The organism is Thalassovita mediterranea, from assembly GCF_001458435.1.
Taxonomy (GTDB): Bacteria; Pseudomonadota; Alphaproteobacteria; order Rhodobacterales; family Rhodobacteraceae; genus Thalassobius; species Thalassobius mediterraneus.
Window position 1 is genome coordinate 245970 of record NZ_CYSF01000012.1, and the last position, 14531, is coordinate 260500.

Genomic DNA, 14531 nt, shown 5'->3' on the forward strand with positions numbered 1-14531 from the left:
GGGCCCAATGGGCCCCTTTTTTGTTGCGACGCTATAGATGTCACTTACAGCGCAACGATCTGTTTGCCTTTGTTTCCGCCCTCCAGCATGCGGATAAAGGCAGTTGGCGCGTTTTCCAGCCCTTGGGCCACATCCTCGACAAACCGGATTTGACCAGCGGCCACCATCGGCGCGACCTCTTTCATGAATTCACCATACTTGCCCCAGAGGTCAGTGATGATGAAGCCATGCACATGCAGGCGTTTGACCAGAATAGTGCGCCACAGTTTGGGCAGTTGATCCATTGCGCCGCCCTGATTGGCCCCCAGTGCGCCGGCGTTGTACCACGCAACCATGCCACACAGTGGAATGCGACCGCCCGTGTTCATCAACGGCAAGACGGCCTCTAGGACTTTGCCCGCGACGTTTTCGAAATAGATGTCGATGCCATCGGGGCAGGCGTCGGCTAATGCGGCGCGCAGGGCGCTGGCGTCGTCATAGGCGCGGTGGTCTAGGCAGGCATCAAACCCGAACGTGTCTAAGGCCATCTGGCATTTGTCTGCGCCGCCTGCGATGCCGATGACGCGTAGGCCCTTGGCCTTGGCCAATTGCCCAACGATAGACCCGACGGGCCCTGTCGCGGCAGCGACCACCAGTGTTTCGCCAGGTTTAGGATCGCCGTAGGTCATCAAGCCCGCCCAGCCGGTAAAACCTGGCATGCCCAAAACGCCAAGGGCCGCAGTTGTCGGTCCCATGGTTGGATCAAGCTTTTGCAGTTCTTTGCCCGGCAGGCAGCCATGGCTAGCCCATCCAAACATGCCAAACGCATGGTCCCCGGGTTCGAAGCCGGGGTGGTTGGAGGCTACTACCTCTCCGACGCCACCGGCGGTCATCGTGCCGCCCAAAGGTACGGGTTCGGCGTAGGATTTTGCGTCATCCATGCGCCCCCGCATATAGGGATCGAGTGAGAAGTGGCTGAGTTTTACCAGCACTTCGCCTTCGGCAGGGGTGGGCAGGGGGCTTGTTTCCAAACGAAAATCATCAGTCGTCGGAGCGCCTTCGGGGCGGCGCGCCAGAACGATGTGCTGCATCTGTGTCATGCTGTGTCTCACTTGTTTCTGCTGCGCAGCCGGAAGGTGCCCACGCCGCTGGCTATTGGATTGCCCAATTCGTCTTTGACCATCGCTTCGGCAAAATAGGTGGATCGCCCGCCGCCGGTTTTGCGTGCGGTGGCGATCAGGCGTTTACCCTGCACCTGCCCCAGATAGTTCACGGTCATCGACAGGGTCATGACCAGCTGGCGGTTGGCGGGATCACCAGTGTAGCTGCCACAAAACCCCATCGCGGTGTCAATCAATGTGGCATGTAGACCGCCATGCGGGATGCCGTAACGGTTGCCATGTTTTGTTTCCAGATCCAGTTCGACCTGCGCAAACCCGTCTGCCCAGCCAATGATCTGAAACCCCACCAGTTGTTGATAGGCATAAGGATCCTCGCGTAGGTCGGCTGCGATAGGGTGGGGATTTTCGACAGTGTTCATTGCTTTACTCCGCCGACTTCAGGCCGTTTTGGGCAAAGACCGTGACATAGGCGCCAAAGGCTTTGGCCCGTCCGGGGTCGGATGCGTTGCCATCCAGCGCACGTTTGTAAACGCCCTGCAGGATCGCCCCCATGCGGAAAAAGGCAAAGGCCAGATAGAACCCGAACCGATCAATCCCCGCCAGCCCGCGGCGGGTGCAATACATCTCGATAAAGGCTTGATCGCTCATCAGACCTTCGGCGTTGCGATCCACACCGGCCAGCCCGCGGCCCTCTCCCCCCGGTGGCATCTGCCATTGCATAATGACAGCGGCCAGATCGGCGTAGGGGTGGCCTGTTGTGCTCAACTCCCAGTCCAGCACGGCCAGACAGCGCGCGCTGTTCGTATCAAACAACATGTTGTCGATCCGGTAATCGCCATGGACTAGCGTACGCTGGCCATCCTCTGCCGGAATATTCTGATCCAGCCAGCTGATCAGCTCTTCCATCGGGGCAATGACCTCAGTTTCTGAGGCGCGGTATTGTTTCACCCAGCGGTCGATCTGACGGCGATAGTAATTTCCGTCCGGTCCATAATCCTGCAGACCCACCGCGCCGAGATCGACTGAATGAATTGCAGCCAGAACACGGTTCATCTCTTCGAAAAACGCCATACGGTCGGGAATGGCGATATCCAGCAAACGTGGATCATCGAAGTGGCGGCCCTTGATCTCTTCCATCACGTAGAAGGCAGACCCGATCACATCGTCATCTTCGCAAAGATGATACATCGTCGGCACCGGCACATCACTGCCAGCCAAGGCACGCTGGACCCGAAACTCGCGATCTACCGCATGGGCGGATTTCAGTAGCACCCCCGGTGGTTTGCGCCGCAACACCCATGATCTATCCCCACTGCTGAGGCGGAAGGTGGGGTTTGATTGCCCCACCGCAAATTTCTGCGCGCTCAGCGGTAGGGTTAGGCCATCAATGTGATCCGTCAGATAGTGGCCAACGGCATCAAGATCCAGATCAGGGGTGCTCATTCGCGCGTCCTTTCAGCAGGGATTAGTCGTTCCACGGCAGGGGCAGACCCCGCGCCGCGGCTGCCATGCGGGCAAATTTACGGGTCTGGGCAAAAGCGTGTTCGACGGGCGTCGCGCCTTCGGGATCGCGGATCTGGTCCATCGCAGCCAGCACCGCCTCTGGCGTCATCTGGTCATCGGCCAGGGCCACACCAGCGGTTTCACGCACCTGCACCTCGGCAAAACAGCCTGCACCGGCGCCAAGGATCATCTTGCTCGGGGCATCCGCGCTGACCAATGCCAGCACGCCCGGGGTGATGGTTTCCGGCTGCATCAGCGCCAGCACATCCGCAGACAGCAGACCTTCGGTCATCCGTGTGGCCGCCGATGGGGCCAGCATGTTGGCGCGAATGTTGAACTTCGCCCCCTCAATCGACAGGACGTTCATCAGGCCCAACATCGCCGATTTCGCGGCACCGTAGTTCGACTGACCAAAGTTACCGTAGAGGCCCGAGGCAGAGGTTGTGAACAGAATACGTCCGTAGCCCTGTTCCACCATGTGCGGCCAAACCGCATGGGTGCAATTGGCGCTGCCGATCAGGTGAACATCCACCACCGTCTGGAAATCAGCCATCGTCATCTTGGCAAAGGTCTTGTCGCGCAGGATACCGGCGTTGTTGACCAAGATGTCGATACGACCATAGGCGTCGATGACGGCATCGACCATTGCGCGCACCTGCGCCTCATCCGACACATCCGCACCATTGGCCATCGCGGTGCCGCCCATTGCCTCAATCTCGGCCACAACGGCCTGCGCGGCAGCGGAACCGGTGCCGCTGCCATCTACGCTGCCGCCTAGATCATTGACCACAATCGTGGCACCACGCGCAGCCAGACCTAGTGCATGGCTACGTCCAAGGCCAGCACCTGCACCGGTTACGATGGCCACCTGACCGTCAAATCTTACGTCGTTCATCTGTCTTCTCCGAACTGTTTGACGCAGGAGAACGCTGCGCCAAATGGATATTTAATGGGTGTATTGCTGTGGGGAACGGATCCGTATTCTGTGTGGAAACAGTCTGGATTCGATCGATCGGCTATGGGCGCAGAGGGCGGCTGATCCGGCGTCCTGACTAGGGCGCAGTGCAGTTAACCGCGCAGATCCCATTGCGCTTCCTCCCTTTAAGACGCAACTTTCTCCGGTTTTCGACCTGACGTTAGGCTGAGCATTTGACTCCGGCAAGGATTCCGCCAATAAAAGACGTAACGTCGTTGAAATCCGACGTTACGGTTCTGTTGACGTAGCAAACGATTTTTTCCCGAGAAACCGCCGGATCCGGCGCGAAAAGGGACTAGGTAGTTTTGGGTATGTCAGTCTATAGTCTGATGGCGAATCAGACATCCGCGACTCAGGGAAGGGAGGAGCCCTTTGTTGCGACCCCTGCACCTTTTAGGGGTAGCACCCGGTCAGTTATCTGGCCGGGTGCTTTGTTTTGAGCCTGTAGCGATCACCGCATGTCCGGCAGCACGTAGTCCGCCATACGCTTGCGCAGGCTCAGCTTGGATACTTTGCCTGTTGCCGTCAGCGGCAGATCATCGGCCCAGACCACATCGTCGGGCAGTTGCCATTTGGCAAAGTGTTCGGACATGTGGCTGTGCAGCTCTTCGAGGCTGGGTCGCTCATCACCCGCAGGCACAGCGACCAGAACCGGGCGTTCGTCCCATTTCGGGTGGGCGATGGCGATGGCCGCGCAGCTGGCGATTGCGGGGTGCGACATGGCAGCGTTTTCCAGATCAATAGACGAAATCCACTCGCCGCCCGACTTGATCAGGTCTTTGGACCGGTCTTGAATGGACAGGAACCCGTTTGGATCAACCGTGGCAATATCGCCGGTGCCAAACCAGCCATCTGCATCAAGCGCTTTTTCCGTGGCTTCAGGGTTTTCAAAATAGCCCGAAACAACCGTGTTGCCGCGCACAAACAATTCACCCGGGGTTTGGCCGTCTTGGGGCAGCGGATTGCCGTCTTCGTCGACCACTTTCATTTCAACGCCATAAGCGCGCCGCCCCTGTAGGGCCTTGCGGTCGATCATCTGATCGAAGGGCAGATCGCGAACCCAGCCCGGCATGTTGCCATGTGTGCCCAGCGGGCTCATCTCGGTCATGCCCCAAACGTGGCCGACAGAGACGCCCATTTTTTCCAGCGTTTCGATCATCACGCGCGGCGCCGCGGAACCGCCAACCACCAGATCAGCAAAGCCATCGGGTTTGCGTCCCTGTGCGTCGATTTCGGCCAGTAGGCCCTGCCACACGGTGGGCACGCCCCATGCGGAATGAACTTTCTCTGTGTCCATCAGTTTGAACAGGCTTGGGCCGTCCAGCGCGCCGCCAGGCATTACCATGTTCAACCCCAAGAGCGGGGCCGAATACGGCAGGCCCCAGGCGTTGACGTGGAACAGGGGCACAACAGGCATCACGCTGCTGCCTTCTGGCATCGTGGCCCCAAGGCAGGTGCAAACCATCAGGGCATGCAAAACAGAAGAGCGGTGGCTATAAAGCGCGCCCTTCGGATTGCCTGTTGTGCCCGAGGTGTAGCACAGGCCCGAGGCGGTGTTTTCATCAAACTCAGGGAATTCAAACTGCGGCGAATGATCGGCCAGAAACTCTTCATAACACAGCGCATTGAGTGAGTTTTCAGGCATATGTGCGCGATCGGTCATGATCACATAGGTGATGTCAGCCGGTAGTTGATCCTGCACTGCCTCCAGGACGGGGACAAAGGTGGTATCAACAAAAATCATCCGGTCTGCGGCGTGGTTGACGATATAGACCAGTTGTTCTTCGGACAGGCGCGGGTTGATGGTGTGGCAAACGGCCCCGCTGCCGGAAATTGCGTAGTACAATTCGAAATGCCGATAGCCGTTCCAGGCCAGTGTTGCGACACGATCCCCGTGGGCGATGCCGTGCGCCTTCAATGCATTGGCCAGTTGGCTGACCCGACCGAGTGTTTCGCCATAAGTCTGGCGGTGAACATCGCCCTCTGTGCGTGCTGAGATGATTTCTGCATGTGGAAAGGCTTGCGCCGCAAATGTCAGAATATCCCGGATCAGCAACGGCCGATGCATCATCATGCCTTGCATGGTGTTCTCCCTTTAATCTCCTCGGGGAAAACCGTAGCGCGGCGAACAAAGATCGTAAAAGGGAAATCGCTGTACGCGTTAACTGTTTTTCAGATCAAGGTGACGTAGGGTGTTTTGCTGATCCCCTTGCGGAATGGGGACGCTTTGCGCCAGCCTGTGCGCAAAGCGCCCATAGGGTGTATTTTGCATGAGGGAGGATACCAAAATGAAAGCAGTGACATGCCACGCATTCGGGCCGCTAGATGATCTGCGCGTCGAAGAGCAGGACAATCCAACAGCAACCGGGCGACAGGTGGTGCTGCGGGTCGAAGCGGCAGGTATCAACTACCCGGACGGTTTGTTGGTGCAGGGCCTTTATCAGATGAAGCCCCCGTGCCCCTTTGTGCCCGGAATGGAAGCCGCTGGTGAGGTGATCGCCATCGGCCCAGAGGTGCAAGGCGTGAAGGTCGGTGATCGTCTGGGTGCGATCCCACAGTTGGGTGGTTACGCTGAACAGGTCGCAGTGGATGAGCGTGCGACCTTTCCCATCGGTGATGCCGATGCCGCCGAGGTTTGCGCGCTGATGGTGGCCTATGGCACCTCGCATCATGCGCTGAAACAGCGCGCACAGTTGCAGGCAGGTGAAACGCTGCTGGTTCTGGGCGCTGCGGGCGCAACCGGTCTGGCGGCTGTGCAGATCGGTAAACTCATGGGGGCGAAGGTGATCGCAGTGGCCTCCACCACAGAAAAACAGCAGATCGCTCGTGATGCTGGCGCAGATGAGGTCATCGGTTATGACGCTCTGCGGGATGATGTGAAGCGCCTGACCGATGGCAAAGGGGTCGACGTTGCATTTGATGTGGTGGGTGGAGATGTATTCGACACCTGCACCCGTGTGATGGCCCGCAACGGCCGCCTGCTGGTTATCGGTTTTGCCAGCGGTGAAATTCCGAAATTTCCGGTCAATTTGGCACTGGTGAAAGAGTTCGCCGTTGTCGGTGTATTCTGGGGGAACTTCACCAAGGCAGAGCCGCAGGTTTACGGTGCCAATATGATGGAACTGATGAACTGGTATCGCAAAGGTCAGATCAAACCCTTGATCGAAGGGCGCTATCCTTTGGCGCAGGCGCCAGAGGTGCTGGCCCGCATCCTAAACCGCGGTGCTGTGGGCAAATTGGTTCTGGTGCCCTGAGGACGGGGCGCTGGGCCTATCGTTGACACCATCGATAGTACGCGGATCACCCTAGCCAAGAGGGGCTGCTAAGGGTGATCCGCCTAACGCTAAATGCGTCGTTGCCTGTCTGTCATAGCCTGTACTGAGGCAATTCTAACGTGGACTGGTTAACAAATCCTTACTGGCCCTAGCCCGATCCAATCAGTACACCGGCCCCAAAGACCAAGGCACCGCCCAGTACTACTTGCAGCGCGGCGCGGAAAAACGGTGTTTCCATGTATTTGTTCTGGATCCACGCAATTGCCCACAGTTCCACAAACACAACGATGATTGCGATAATGGTCGCAGTCCAGAAATCGGTAATCAGATAGGGCAGGGCGTGACCTAGGCCCCCAACTGTCGTCATGATGCCAGAGGCAAAGCCGCGTTTGGTTGGCGAACCGCGACCAGACAGTTCGCCGTCATCTGATGCGGCTTCGGTAAAGCCCATTGAAATGCCCGCGCCTACCGATGCCGCCAGCCCGACGAGGAAGGTTGTCCAGGTGTCTTGGGTTGCAAACGCGGTGGCAAAGATCGGTGCCAATGTCGAAACCGATCCATCCATCAAACCCGCCAGTCCGGGCTGCACCCACGTCAGAATGAACTGGCGGTGGGCATTGCGGTCTTCGTCGGCGCGGCTGTCGTCGTCCAAATGGCGCGCTTCTAATTCTGTGGCGCTTTCGACATGGCCCGCTTCGGCGGCGGCCAAATCACCCAGCAGGGCACGGGTGTCTGCATCCTGACTCTGCGCGGCAGCTTTCTGATAAAAGGCTTCGGCAGCGCGTTCCATTGCGGCGGCTTCGGCGCGAATCTGGTCCAGGCTAAGGTTTTCGGTCAGCCATACGGGTTTGCGTGAATAGAACCCCGCCACGTGTTCGCGCCGGATCAATGGCAGGTGGTCGCCAAATCGCGATTTGTGCAGATCCAGCAGGCGGCGGCGATGCTCGTCCTCTTCGGCGGCCATTCCGTCAAAAATCGCTGCTGAGTCTGGATACTCGGCCCGCAGATGGTGGGCAAAACTGCGATAAATACGTGCGTCGTCTTCTTCGGACGCGATGGCCAGCGCCAGAACTTCTTGCTCGCTTAGGTCTTTGAAACGGCGGCGGTTAAGGGTGTATCGCATCTGAACCTCTTTTAGAATAATTCTAAGTTATGTCGTTGATCACGGCACTTCAACCCTGCAAAGACACGGCATCCTGCTAGCAGTTAGAGGTTGCGATGGCCTATGCGCTGGATCAAACTAGGACCGCACTAGCGCCCTGCCAGTTCGCTTGTCAGTTAGGATAACAATGCCGCAAACGGAAAAAGACACCCTACGCAAAGATGTTGTGCGCACAGGGCGGAAATTTGACCAAGTGCTGCAAGGCGCGCGTGAGGTTTTTATGGCTGATGGTTTTGCAGCGGCCTCGGTCGATGATATCGCGCGCGCTGCGGGCGTATCGAAGGCAACGCTTTACAGTTACTTCCCTGACAAGCGGCTACTGTTTATCGAGGTCGCTCGCGATGCTTGTCGGCGTCAGGCAGAGGCTGCGCTTGACCTTACAGACATTAACGCTCCACCTCGCGACGTGCTAACGCAGGCGGCCCTGCAACTCACGACCATCATCACGGCAGAGTTTTCTCAGCGTATCTTTCGCATCTGCGTGGCTGAGGTGGACAGGTTCCCAGAACTGGGGCAGGCATTTTATGAAAGCGGTCCGATGTTGGGGCGCGACCGTATTTCGCAATATCTGAAACATGCTGTTTCGCGTGGAGATCTGGCGATCGACGATATTGCGATGGCGGCCGATCAGTTTACTGAGTTGTGCAAGGCGGAACTGTTTATGCGTGCGGTCTTTGGTATCCAGTCACAGTTTAGCGAAGCAGAACGCGCCCGTGTGGCCCATGCTGCGGTAGATATGTTCCTGGCCCGTTACAGCGCCTGAACGGTCTCTTAGCAACGAAAAACGCCGCCCAAGGAGGCGGCGTTTTGTTTCGTGCAGTGATCAAAGGGCGCTTAGTAAACGACGACCGAGCGGATCGATTCACCGGCGTGCATCAGGTCGAAGCCTTTGTTGATGTCATCCAGACCCATGGTGTGGGTGATCATCGGGTCGATCTCGATCTTGCCGTCCATGTACCAATCGACGATCTGCGGCACATCGGTACGGCCGCGGGCGCCACCAAAGGCGGTGCCGCGCCAGCTGCGGCCAGTGACCAGCTGGAAGGGACGGGTCGAAATTTCCGCACCTGCAGGGGCAACGCCGATGATGATCGATTCACCCCAGCCCTTGTGCGCCGATTCCAGTGCGGTGCGCATCACCTGCACGTTGCCGGTGGCATCAAAGGTGTAGTCTGCACCGCCGCCGGTCAGTTCGACCAGATGGCCAACCAGATCGCCCTCAACTTCGGTCGGGTTGACGAAATCGGTCATGCCGAAACGCTTCGCCATTTCGACTTTGGCAGGGTTCAGGTCAACGCCAACGATCTGATCCGCGCCAGCCATGCGCAGGCCCTGAATGACGTTCAGGCCAATGCCGCCCAGACCGAAGACGATCGAACGGTTGCCGATTTCTGCTTTGGCGGTGTTGATCACCGCGCCGATGCCGGTGGTGACGCCGCAACCGATGTAGCAGATCTTGTCAAAGGGCGCGTCCTTGCGCACCTTCGCCAGTGCGATTTCCGGCAGAACCGTATGGTTCGAGAAGGTCGAGCAGCCCATGTAGTGCAGGATCGGGGTGCCATCCAGCATCGAGAAACGGCTGGTGCCATCGGGCATCAGACCCTGGCCCTGGGTCGAACGGATCGACTGACACAGGTTGGTTTTGGGGTTCAGACAGTATTCACACTCGCGACACTCAGGGGTGTAGAGCGGGATAACATGATCGCCCGGTTTCAGGCTGGTCACGCCCGGGCCCACTTCCAGAACCACACCGGCGCCTTCGTGGCCCAGGATGGCGGGGAACATACCCTCTGGGTCAGCGCCCGACAGGGTAAATTCATCGGTGTGGCAAATGCCCGTGGCTTTGATTTCCACCAGAACCTCACCCGCCTTCGGGCCTTCAAGGTTCACTTCCATAATCTCAAGTGGCTTGCCCGCCTCAACGGCGACGGCTGCTCTGGTACGCATCGTTTATCCTCCGACGACAATATCGGGATGTGTCGCCACATCCCGTTCAAGTGCCTGATTGTTCAGGTCACTTCTTGATCCGATAGGCCTTGTGACAGGTGCGGCAGGTTTGCCCGATGCCACCCAATCCGGCTCTTAGTGTTTCCAAAGATGACGTATCCAAAGCGGCAATGGCTGCGTCCATTGCGACAGATTGCGTCGTAAATCCGTCCCATTCTTCCCAGATGGCCGGGGCTGCTTCGCTGTGGGGATCCGTTGCAGGTGGTTCAAACGTCGGCAGCACCTGAGCGGATGCCTTTTCAAGGGTCGCTTTGGCTGCTGCGGCCGCATCCGCGTCAAAGGCAACTTCGCCCTTGGCCATCCCGCCGAGGGTTCCCATTTGTTTGCCAATCGTTTCCATCACATTCATGCGGGCCAGAACTTGTGGGTCCTTTACCCCTTCATGGGCTGCGGCGGGCAGGGCAATCAGAGTCAAAATCAGGGGAAGGGTGCTGCGTTTCATGAGGCCTCCTGCTGGCTATTTTGCGTGCATTTTTAGACTAACGGAAACCGACCCGTCTGGCAGTGACTTTTTCGTCAAATCACCAGTGACCTTGATTTCATCCCCGATCAGGGCAACCTTAGAGGTATGAGTATTCAACACACGACGCCCTTTCCGCGCCCCGCAATGCCGGAACAGGTTTCTTTCCACCGCACAGAATTGGCGGTGATCATGTCCCTTTATGGCCGGATGGTCGCGGCAGGCGAGTGGCGCGATTACGGGATTTCAGCGCTGAAAGACCACGCGGTTTTCTCGATCTTTCGCAGGACAGCGGAGAACCCGCTGTACCGTATCGAAAAACACCCCAAGTTGCGTCTGAAACAGGGGCAGTATTGCGTGATCTCGATGGAGGGTCAGATGCTGAAACGCGGCAATGATCTGAAAACCGTGCTGCGGGTACTGGAACGCAAACTGATCCGCGCGGTCGAGTGATTTAACCCGCTGCTGCTGATTTCGGTAAGCGTTTGTGTGCTGTGACCGGTCCGTCCCCCGCAGCGGCAATACGTGCAATGGCGGCATCCAGATCCTCATAACAGGTGGTCATGGAATGGGCGTTTGCGTGCAGGATGCGGTTTTTGCCCGCAACCAGTGCGACGTGTCCTTTCCAGAACAGCAGATCACCTTTGCGGGGTTTGGTGCCCTCTGGCAGATCACGGCCCAGAAGCGCCTGCTGCTGATCACTGTCACCGGGGCAAGGGATGCCACAGGATAGACATGCCGCCTGTACCAGACCGGAACAATCGATACCCCAGATCGAGTTGCCGCCCCACAGATAAGGCACGCCCAGATAGCGCTCTGCCACTGTTAGAACATCGTCATCCTGAACGGCTGCGTCACGTAGATGGATCATCGGCACATAGCCATCCGCAACGACCAGAAAACCGTTTTCTTCACCGCGCGAACACAGGCCCGTGCCAAGGCTTAGGCCCATACGTTCCGGCGATTTGAAGTCAGGTTCATAGTAGATATGCGTTGACCGTGCGATCACCCGATGGCTGGGTTCGCGGCGATCCTCCAGGTCCTCGGAACGAATGTATCCGACGTACCCATCGCGTTTGGCCTGCACGAAACACCAGCCGCCGTGCGTTTCGTAGCTTAGTACGGGTTCGCCCAACAGCAGTTGGCGTTCCCGTCGGCCCAAGGGGGCATGCAACAAGTCAACAACAGGGCGGGCAACAATGCGCAAGTCGCCCTCAACGTAGGTTGGCGCATCCACCTTGCCCCGCAGGCTACGCGCCGCGACGCGGGTGTTGGCGGGGATCAGGCGGCGGTCAAGCGTGTCGGTCGTCATCTCGCAGGCCTCAGATGTCCAGCAGATCCGGCAGCGCCTCTAGCAGGGCGCGGGCGCCCATGCCAACGCCGCCTTTGGGCCGTGCGGGTGCGCTGGCCGGTTGCCAGCCGTAGATGTCGAAATGGCTGTAGCGTACATTCTCACCGGCAAAGCGACGCAGGAACAGCGCGGCGGTGATCGCGCCGCCAAAGCCGCCCTTGGGCGCATTGTCCAGATCGGCAATACCCGGTTCAATCTGCGCCTCATAGGGTTCCCAGAACGGCAGACGCCACAGCGGATCGGCCACATCGCGCGATGCTTGCATCAGGCGGTCGGCAATCCAATCTTCATCACAGAAGAACGGCGCCAGATCAGCGCCAACGGCCACACGCGCCGCACCGGTCAGGGTGGCCATCGACAGCATCATGTCAGGGTTTTCTTCGGCGCCATAGGCCAGTGCATCTGCCAGCACCAGACGGCCTTCGGCGTCGGTGTTGTTGACCTCGACACTCAGACCCTTGCGCGAGGGCAGGATGTCACCGGGGCGGAAGGCATTTGCCGACACCGCGTTTTCCACCGCAGGCACCAGCACCCGCAGTTGCACCGGCAGGCCCAAAGCCATGATCATATGCGCCAGACCCAAAACGGTGGCCGCGCCGCCCATGTCCTTTTTCATCAATCCCATGCTGGCACCGGGTTTCAGGTTCAGTCCACCAGTGTCAAAACACACGCCCTTGCCCACCAGCGTTAGTTTCGGCCCCGCAGTGCCCCAGCGCATATCAATCAGACGCGGCGCGCGGTCACTGGCGCGCCCCACCGTGTGGATCAGCGGGAAGTTCTGATTGAGGAGGTCATCGCCCGTGGTCACAGCGATCTGCGCCTGATGCTGATCCGCCAGTGTACGCGCCGCCGCCTCCAGCGCGTCGGGTCCCATGTCATTGGCGGGGGTGTTGATCAGATCGCGGGTCAGAAATTCACCGGCGGCAATCGCCTCGACCTCGGCGGCGTCCACACCTTCGGGCGCAACAAGGCGCACGGGTTTCGGCTGTGCGCCTGCGTAGCGGTCAAACTTGTAGGCGGCCAAGAGCCACCCCAGCGCCTCAACCTCTGCTACATCCGCAGGCAGGCCAGATGCGATCTGATACGCCCCTTCGGGCAGGGCAGGCACGGCTGCGGCTAGATGAAAACGAGTCCGTTTGCGCTGCGCCGGTGTGCCATAGCCCACCAGAACCTCTTCGACCGCGCCGCTGGCGCCGGGGATCAGCAGCACCTTGCCCAGTGCGGGCTTGTATTCCGCGCCGCGTACCCATGTCTGAATGCGCGCGGGTTGCTGATCCAGCCAGTTTTGCAGGCTCTCTGCCTCAACCACATGAACGGGGATGGGGGCATCTGCGGAGCTGGCAAAACGTGGGGACATGCGGGCGGGCCTTTCGCTGAGGATCACGGAGTTGCACCCAGCCTACGCGCTGCGTCCGGACCTGCAAGGCCATTTTGCTGCGCTGCGTCAAAGCCAGCGACTGCGCTGCAGGTCAGTTGCCGCCTCTAAGCCGCTGCAGACCAGTCGTTGCAATCGGCTAAGTGTGGCTTGGCATGCGACTGCATCCGCTTGTGCGGCAGCGTCAAGCATATGAGCAACAGGCGGTTGCAGCACCGCCAAGCCGATCTGCGCCGCGACAGAAGACAGGGCGCGTGCCTGTTTGCGCAATTGCGTCAGATTCCCCGTGGCCAGCGCGGCTTCACAAAGCGTCAGGCGCTGGGCAATGTCGGCCAGTGCCTTTTGCACCACCCGTTCCGCGCAGTGGGCGCCCAGATCTTCGTAAAGCTGCGCCATGTGAAACCCGTTTAGCTTCACTGCTTCGTTTAGTTCCATTTTGGCAATCGAACCCATGCCGTTCCCCTCTTTTTATTGCCTGATTGCGGATGCAGACACCGCCGTTCGTGGGGTAATAGACAGTAGGTTTGGTTCCCAATTGGTTTCTTGGGGCGCATTAAACCACTCAAAAAGGTTTCAAATGTCATTGATTTGCTCTTACAACGGCCTAAACGACGAGGAGACGACATGCAGCATGCAAAGCCACTGCCCAGTTACTTGGTGCAACGCTATCAAGGTTGGAAAGCCACGACCCACGCCGAGAGCCAGAATTGGTTTCGCCGTCTAGGCACTGAGGCACAGCGCCCACGTGCGATGGTGATTTCCTGTTGTGATAGCAGGGTGCATGTTACTTCGCTGTTTGGTGCAGACCAGGGTGAGATTTTTGCGCACCGCAACATCGCCAACCTTGTCCCCCCGTGTGAAGTCGACGGCGGCCGCCACGGAACCTCGGCGGCACTGGAATATGGCGTGACGGCGTTGAAGGTGTCGCATCTGGTTGTTGTGGGGCATTCTGCGTGCGGCGGCATCAAAGGATGTCATGACATGTGCGCGGGCCATGCACCTGAGTTGGAACAGGAAACCTCTTTTGTTGGGCACTGGATCGACGCGTTGCGTCCGGCCTATGACGCGACCAGCGACATCCAAGACGAAGAGGTGCGCCTGCGTGAAATGGAGAAGCGTGGTGTTGTGACCTCGCTCGAAAACCTGATGAGCTTTGAATTTGTGAAATCAGCGGTCGATGCGGGCGACCTAACAATCCACGGTCTTTGGTATGACATTTCCGAAGGTGTGCTGGAGGAATATAGCGCCGAAGATGACAAATTCCGCGCGCTGTAACGGCGGCCTTTGATTAGGTATCGGAACGGCCCCAGCGGTGATCCCGC

15 protein-coding genes are annotated in these 14531 nt (G+C 58.6%); 4 read left to right on the forward strand and 11 right to left on the reverse strand.

What is annotated here, in order from left to right; translation table 11 throughout:
• Nucleotides 1-44: 44 nt before the first annotated feature.
• From curA to TM5383_RS12380, 5 genes are all read right to left on the reverse strand, one after another.
• The gene (curA, locus tag TM5383_RS12360) at nucleotides 45-1079 is read right to left on the reverse strand and encodes an NADPH-dependent curcumin/dihydrocurcumin reductase (RefSeq protein ID WP_058319339.1); all 1035 of its coding nucleotides are present in this window, start codon (nucleotides 1077-1079) and stop codon (nucleotides 45-47) included.
• Between the two features lie 8 nt (nucleotides 1080-1087).
• The gene (locus TM5383_RS12365; RefSeq protein WP_058319340.1) at nucleotides 1088-1519 is read right to left on the reverse strand and encodes a PaaI family thioesterase; all 432 of its coding nucleotides are present in this window, start codon (nucleotides 1517-1519) and stop codon (nucleotides 1088-1090) included.
• A 4-nt stretch (nucleotides 1520-1523) separates the two neighbouring features.
• Nucleotides 1524-2543 carry a phosphotransferase family protein gene (locus tag TM5383_RS12370; RefSeq protein WP_058319341.1) on the reverse strand — a complete coding sequence of 340 codons (1020 nt, stop codon included), beginning with the start codon at nucleotides 2541-2543 and terminating at the stop codon, nucleotides 1524-1526.
• Nucleotides 2544-2565: 22 nt separating this feature from the next.
• On the reverse strand, nucleotides 2566-3498 hold the full coding sequence (locus TM5383_RS12375) for an SDR family NAD(P)-dependent oxidoreductase (RefSeq protein ID WP_058319342.1): 933 nt from the start codon (nucleotides 3496-3498) through the stop codon (nucleotides 2566-2568).
• A gap of 532 nt (nucleotides 3499-4030) precedes the next feature.
• On the reverse strand, nucleotides 4031-5662 hold the full coding sequence (locus TM5383_RS12380) for a long-chain fatty acid--CoA ligase (protein ID WP_058319343.1): 1632 nt from the start codon (nucleotides 5660-5662) through the stop codon (nucleotides 4031-4033).
• A gap of 205 nt (nucleotides 5663-5867) precedes the next feature.
• On the opposite strand from TM5383_RS12380, the gene TM5383_RS12385 reads away from it, so the two are divergent.
• A complete protein-coding gene (locus tag TM5383_RS12385; protein WP_058319344.1) occupies nucleotides 5868-6833 on the forward strand; it encodes an NADPH:quinone oxidoreductase family protein in 966 nt (321 codons plus the stop codon).
• A gap of 169 nt (nucleotides 6834-7002) precedes the next feature.
• Here TM5383_RS12385 and mbfA read toward each other — a convergent pair whose 3' ends face one another.
• Entirely contained in the window at nucleotides 7003-7977 is a 975-nt protein-coding gene (gene mbfA, locus TM5383_RS12390; RefSeq protein ID WP_058319345.1) for an iron exporter MbfA, read from the reverse strand.
• A 166-nt stretch (nucleotides 7978-8143) separates the two neighbouring features.
• Here mbfA and TM5383_RS12395 point away from each other — a divergent pair, with 166 nt between their 5' ends.
• Nucleotides 8144-8779, forward strand: coding sequence for a TetR/AcrR family transcriptional regulator (locus TM5383_RS12395; protein ID WP_058319346.1), 636 nt, complete (start codon nucleotides 8144-8146; stop codon nucleotides 8777-8779).
• Nucleotides 8780-8850: 71 nt separating this feature from the next.
• On the opposite strand, the gene TM5383_RS12400 is transcribed toward TM5383_RS12395, so the two are convergent.
• Together TM5383_RS12400 and TM5383_RS12405 are read right to left on the reverse strand one after the other, a co-directional pair.
• The gene (locus TM5383_RS12400; protein ID WP_058319347.1) at nucleotides 8851-9963 is read right to left on the reverse strand and encodes an S-(hydroxymethyl)glutathione dehydrogenase/class III alcohol dehydrogenase; all 1113 of its coding nucleotides are present in this window, start codon (nucleotides 9961-9963) and stop codon (nucleotides 8851-8853) included.
• A 67-nt stretch (nucleotides 9964-10030) separates the two neighbouring features.
• Nucleotides 10031-10465 (reverse strand): c-type cytochrome, encoded by a 435-nt coding sequence (locus tag TM5383_RS12405; protein ID WP_058319348.1) that lies wholly within the window; start codon nucleotides 10463-10465, stop codon nucleotides 10031-10033.
• A 126-nt stretch (nucleotides 10466-10591) separates the two neighbouring features.
• Here TM5383_RS12405 and TM5383_RS12410 point away from each other — a divergent pair, with 126 nt between their 5' ends.
• The gene (locus TM5383_RS12410; RefSeq protein WP_058319349.1) at nucleotides 10592-10936 is read left to right on the forward strand and encodes a DUF2794 domain-containing protein; all 345 of its coding nucleotides are present in this window, start codon (nucleotides 10592-10594) and stop codon (nucleotides 10934-10936) included.
• 1 nt (nucleotide 10937) lies between these two features.
• On the opposite strand, the gene TM5383_RS12415 is transcribed toward TM5383_RS12410, so the two are convergent.
• The 3 genes from TM5383_RS12415 to TM5383_RS12425 form a co-directional block, all read right to left on the reverse strand.
• Entirely contained in the window at nucleotides 10938-11795 is an 858-nt protein-coding gene (locus tag TM5383_RS12415) for a C40 family peptidase (protein ID WP_058319350.1), read from the reverse strand.
• A 10-nt stretch (nucleotides 11796-11805) separates the two neighbouring features.
• On the reverse strand, nucleotides 11806-13191 hold the full coding sequence (locus tag TM5383_RS12420) for a leucyl aminopeptidase family protein (protein WP_058319351.1): 1386 nt from the start codon (nucleotides 13189-13191) through the stop codon (nucleotides 11806-11808).
• 87 nt (nucleotides 13192-13278) lie between these two features.
• Nucleotides 13279-13662: a hypothetical protein gene (locus TM5383_RS12425; protein ID WP_058319352.1), complete on the reverse strand. Its 384-nt coding sequence runs from the start codon at nucleotides 13660-13662 to the stop codon at nucleotides 13279-13281.
• A gap of 171 nt (nucleotides 13663-13833) precedes the next feature.
• Here TM5383_RS12425 and TM5383_RS12430 point away from each other — a divergent pair, with 171 nt between their 5' ends.
• Complete coding sequence (locus tag TM5383_RS12430) at nucleotides 13834-14484, forward strand: carbonic anhydrase (RefSeq protein WP_058319353.1); 651 nt, start codon at nucleotides 13834-13836, stop codon at nucleotides 14482-14484.
• Nucleotides 14485-14531: the final 47 nt, after the last annotated feature.

What these genes read in the sequence shown, in the direction of transcription:
- curA (WP_058319339.1), bottom strand. Translation starts at nt 1,079, where the DNA reads ATGACACAGATGCAGCACATCGTTCTGGCGCGCCGCCCCGAAGGCGCT.
- TM5383_RS12365 (WP_058319340.1), bottom strand. Translation starts at nt 1,519, where the DNA reads ATGAACACTGTCGAAAATCCCCACCCTATCGCAGCCGACCTACGCGAG.
- TM5383_RS12370 (WP_058319341.1), bottom strand. Translation starts at nt 2,543, where the DNA reads ATGAGCACCCCTGATCTGGATCTTGATGCCGTTGGCCACTATCTGACG.
- TM5383_RS12375 (WP_058319342.1), bottom strand. Translation starts at nt 3,498, where the DNA reads ATGAACGACGTAAGATTTGACGGTCAGGTGGCCATCGTAACCGGTGCA.
- TM5383_RS12380 (WP_058319343.1), bottom strand. Translation starts at nt 5,662, where the DNA reads ATGCAAGGCATGATGATGCATCGGCCGTTGCTGATCCGGGATATTCTG.
- TM5383_RS12385 (WP_058319344.1), top strand. Translation starts at nt 5,868, where the DNA reads ATGAAAGCAGTGACATGCCACGCATTCGGGCCGCTAGATGATCTGCGC.
- mbfA (WP_058319345.1), bottom strand. Translation starts at nt 7,977, where the DNA reads ATGCGATACACCCTTAACCGCCGCCGTTTCAAAGACCTAAGCGAGCAA.
- TM5383_RS12395 (WP_058319346.1), top strand. Translation starts at nt 8,144, where the DNA reads ATGCCGCAAACGGAAAAAGACACCCTACGCAAAGATGTTGTGCGCACA.
- TM5383_RS12400 (WP_058319347.1), bottom strand. Translation starts at nt 9,963, where the DNA reads ATGCGTACCAGAGCAGCCGTCGCCGTTGAGGCGGGCAAGCCACTTGAG.
- TM5383_RS12405 (WP_058319348.1), bottom strand. Translation starts at nt 10,465, where the DNA reads ATGAAACGCAGCACCCTTCCCCTGATTTTGACTCTGATTGCCCTGCCC.
- TM5383_RS12410 (WP_058319349.1), top strand. Translation starts at nt 10,592, where the DNA reads ATGAGTATTCAACACACGACGCCCTTTCCGCGCCCCGCAATGCCGGAA.
- TM5383_RS12415 (WP_058319350.1), bottom strand. Translation starts at nt 11,795, where the DNA reads ATGACGACCGACACGCTTGACCGCCGCCTGATCCCCGCCAACACCCGC.
- TM5383_RS12420 (WP_058319351.1), bottom strand. Translation starts at nt 13,191, where the DNA reads ATGTCCCCACGTTTTGCCAGCTCCGCAGATGCCCCCATCCCCGTTCAT.
- TM5383_RS12425 (WP_058319352.1), bottom strand. Translation starts at nt 13,662, where the DNA reads ATGGGTTCGATTGCCAAAATGGAACTAAACGAAGCAGTGAAGCTAAAC.
- TM5383_RS12430 (WP_058319353.1), top strand. Translation starts at nt 13,834, where the DNA reads ATGCAGCATGCAAAGCCACTGCCCAGTTACTTGGTGCAACGCTATCAA.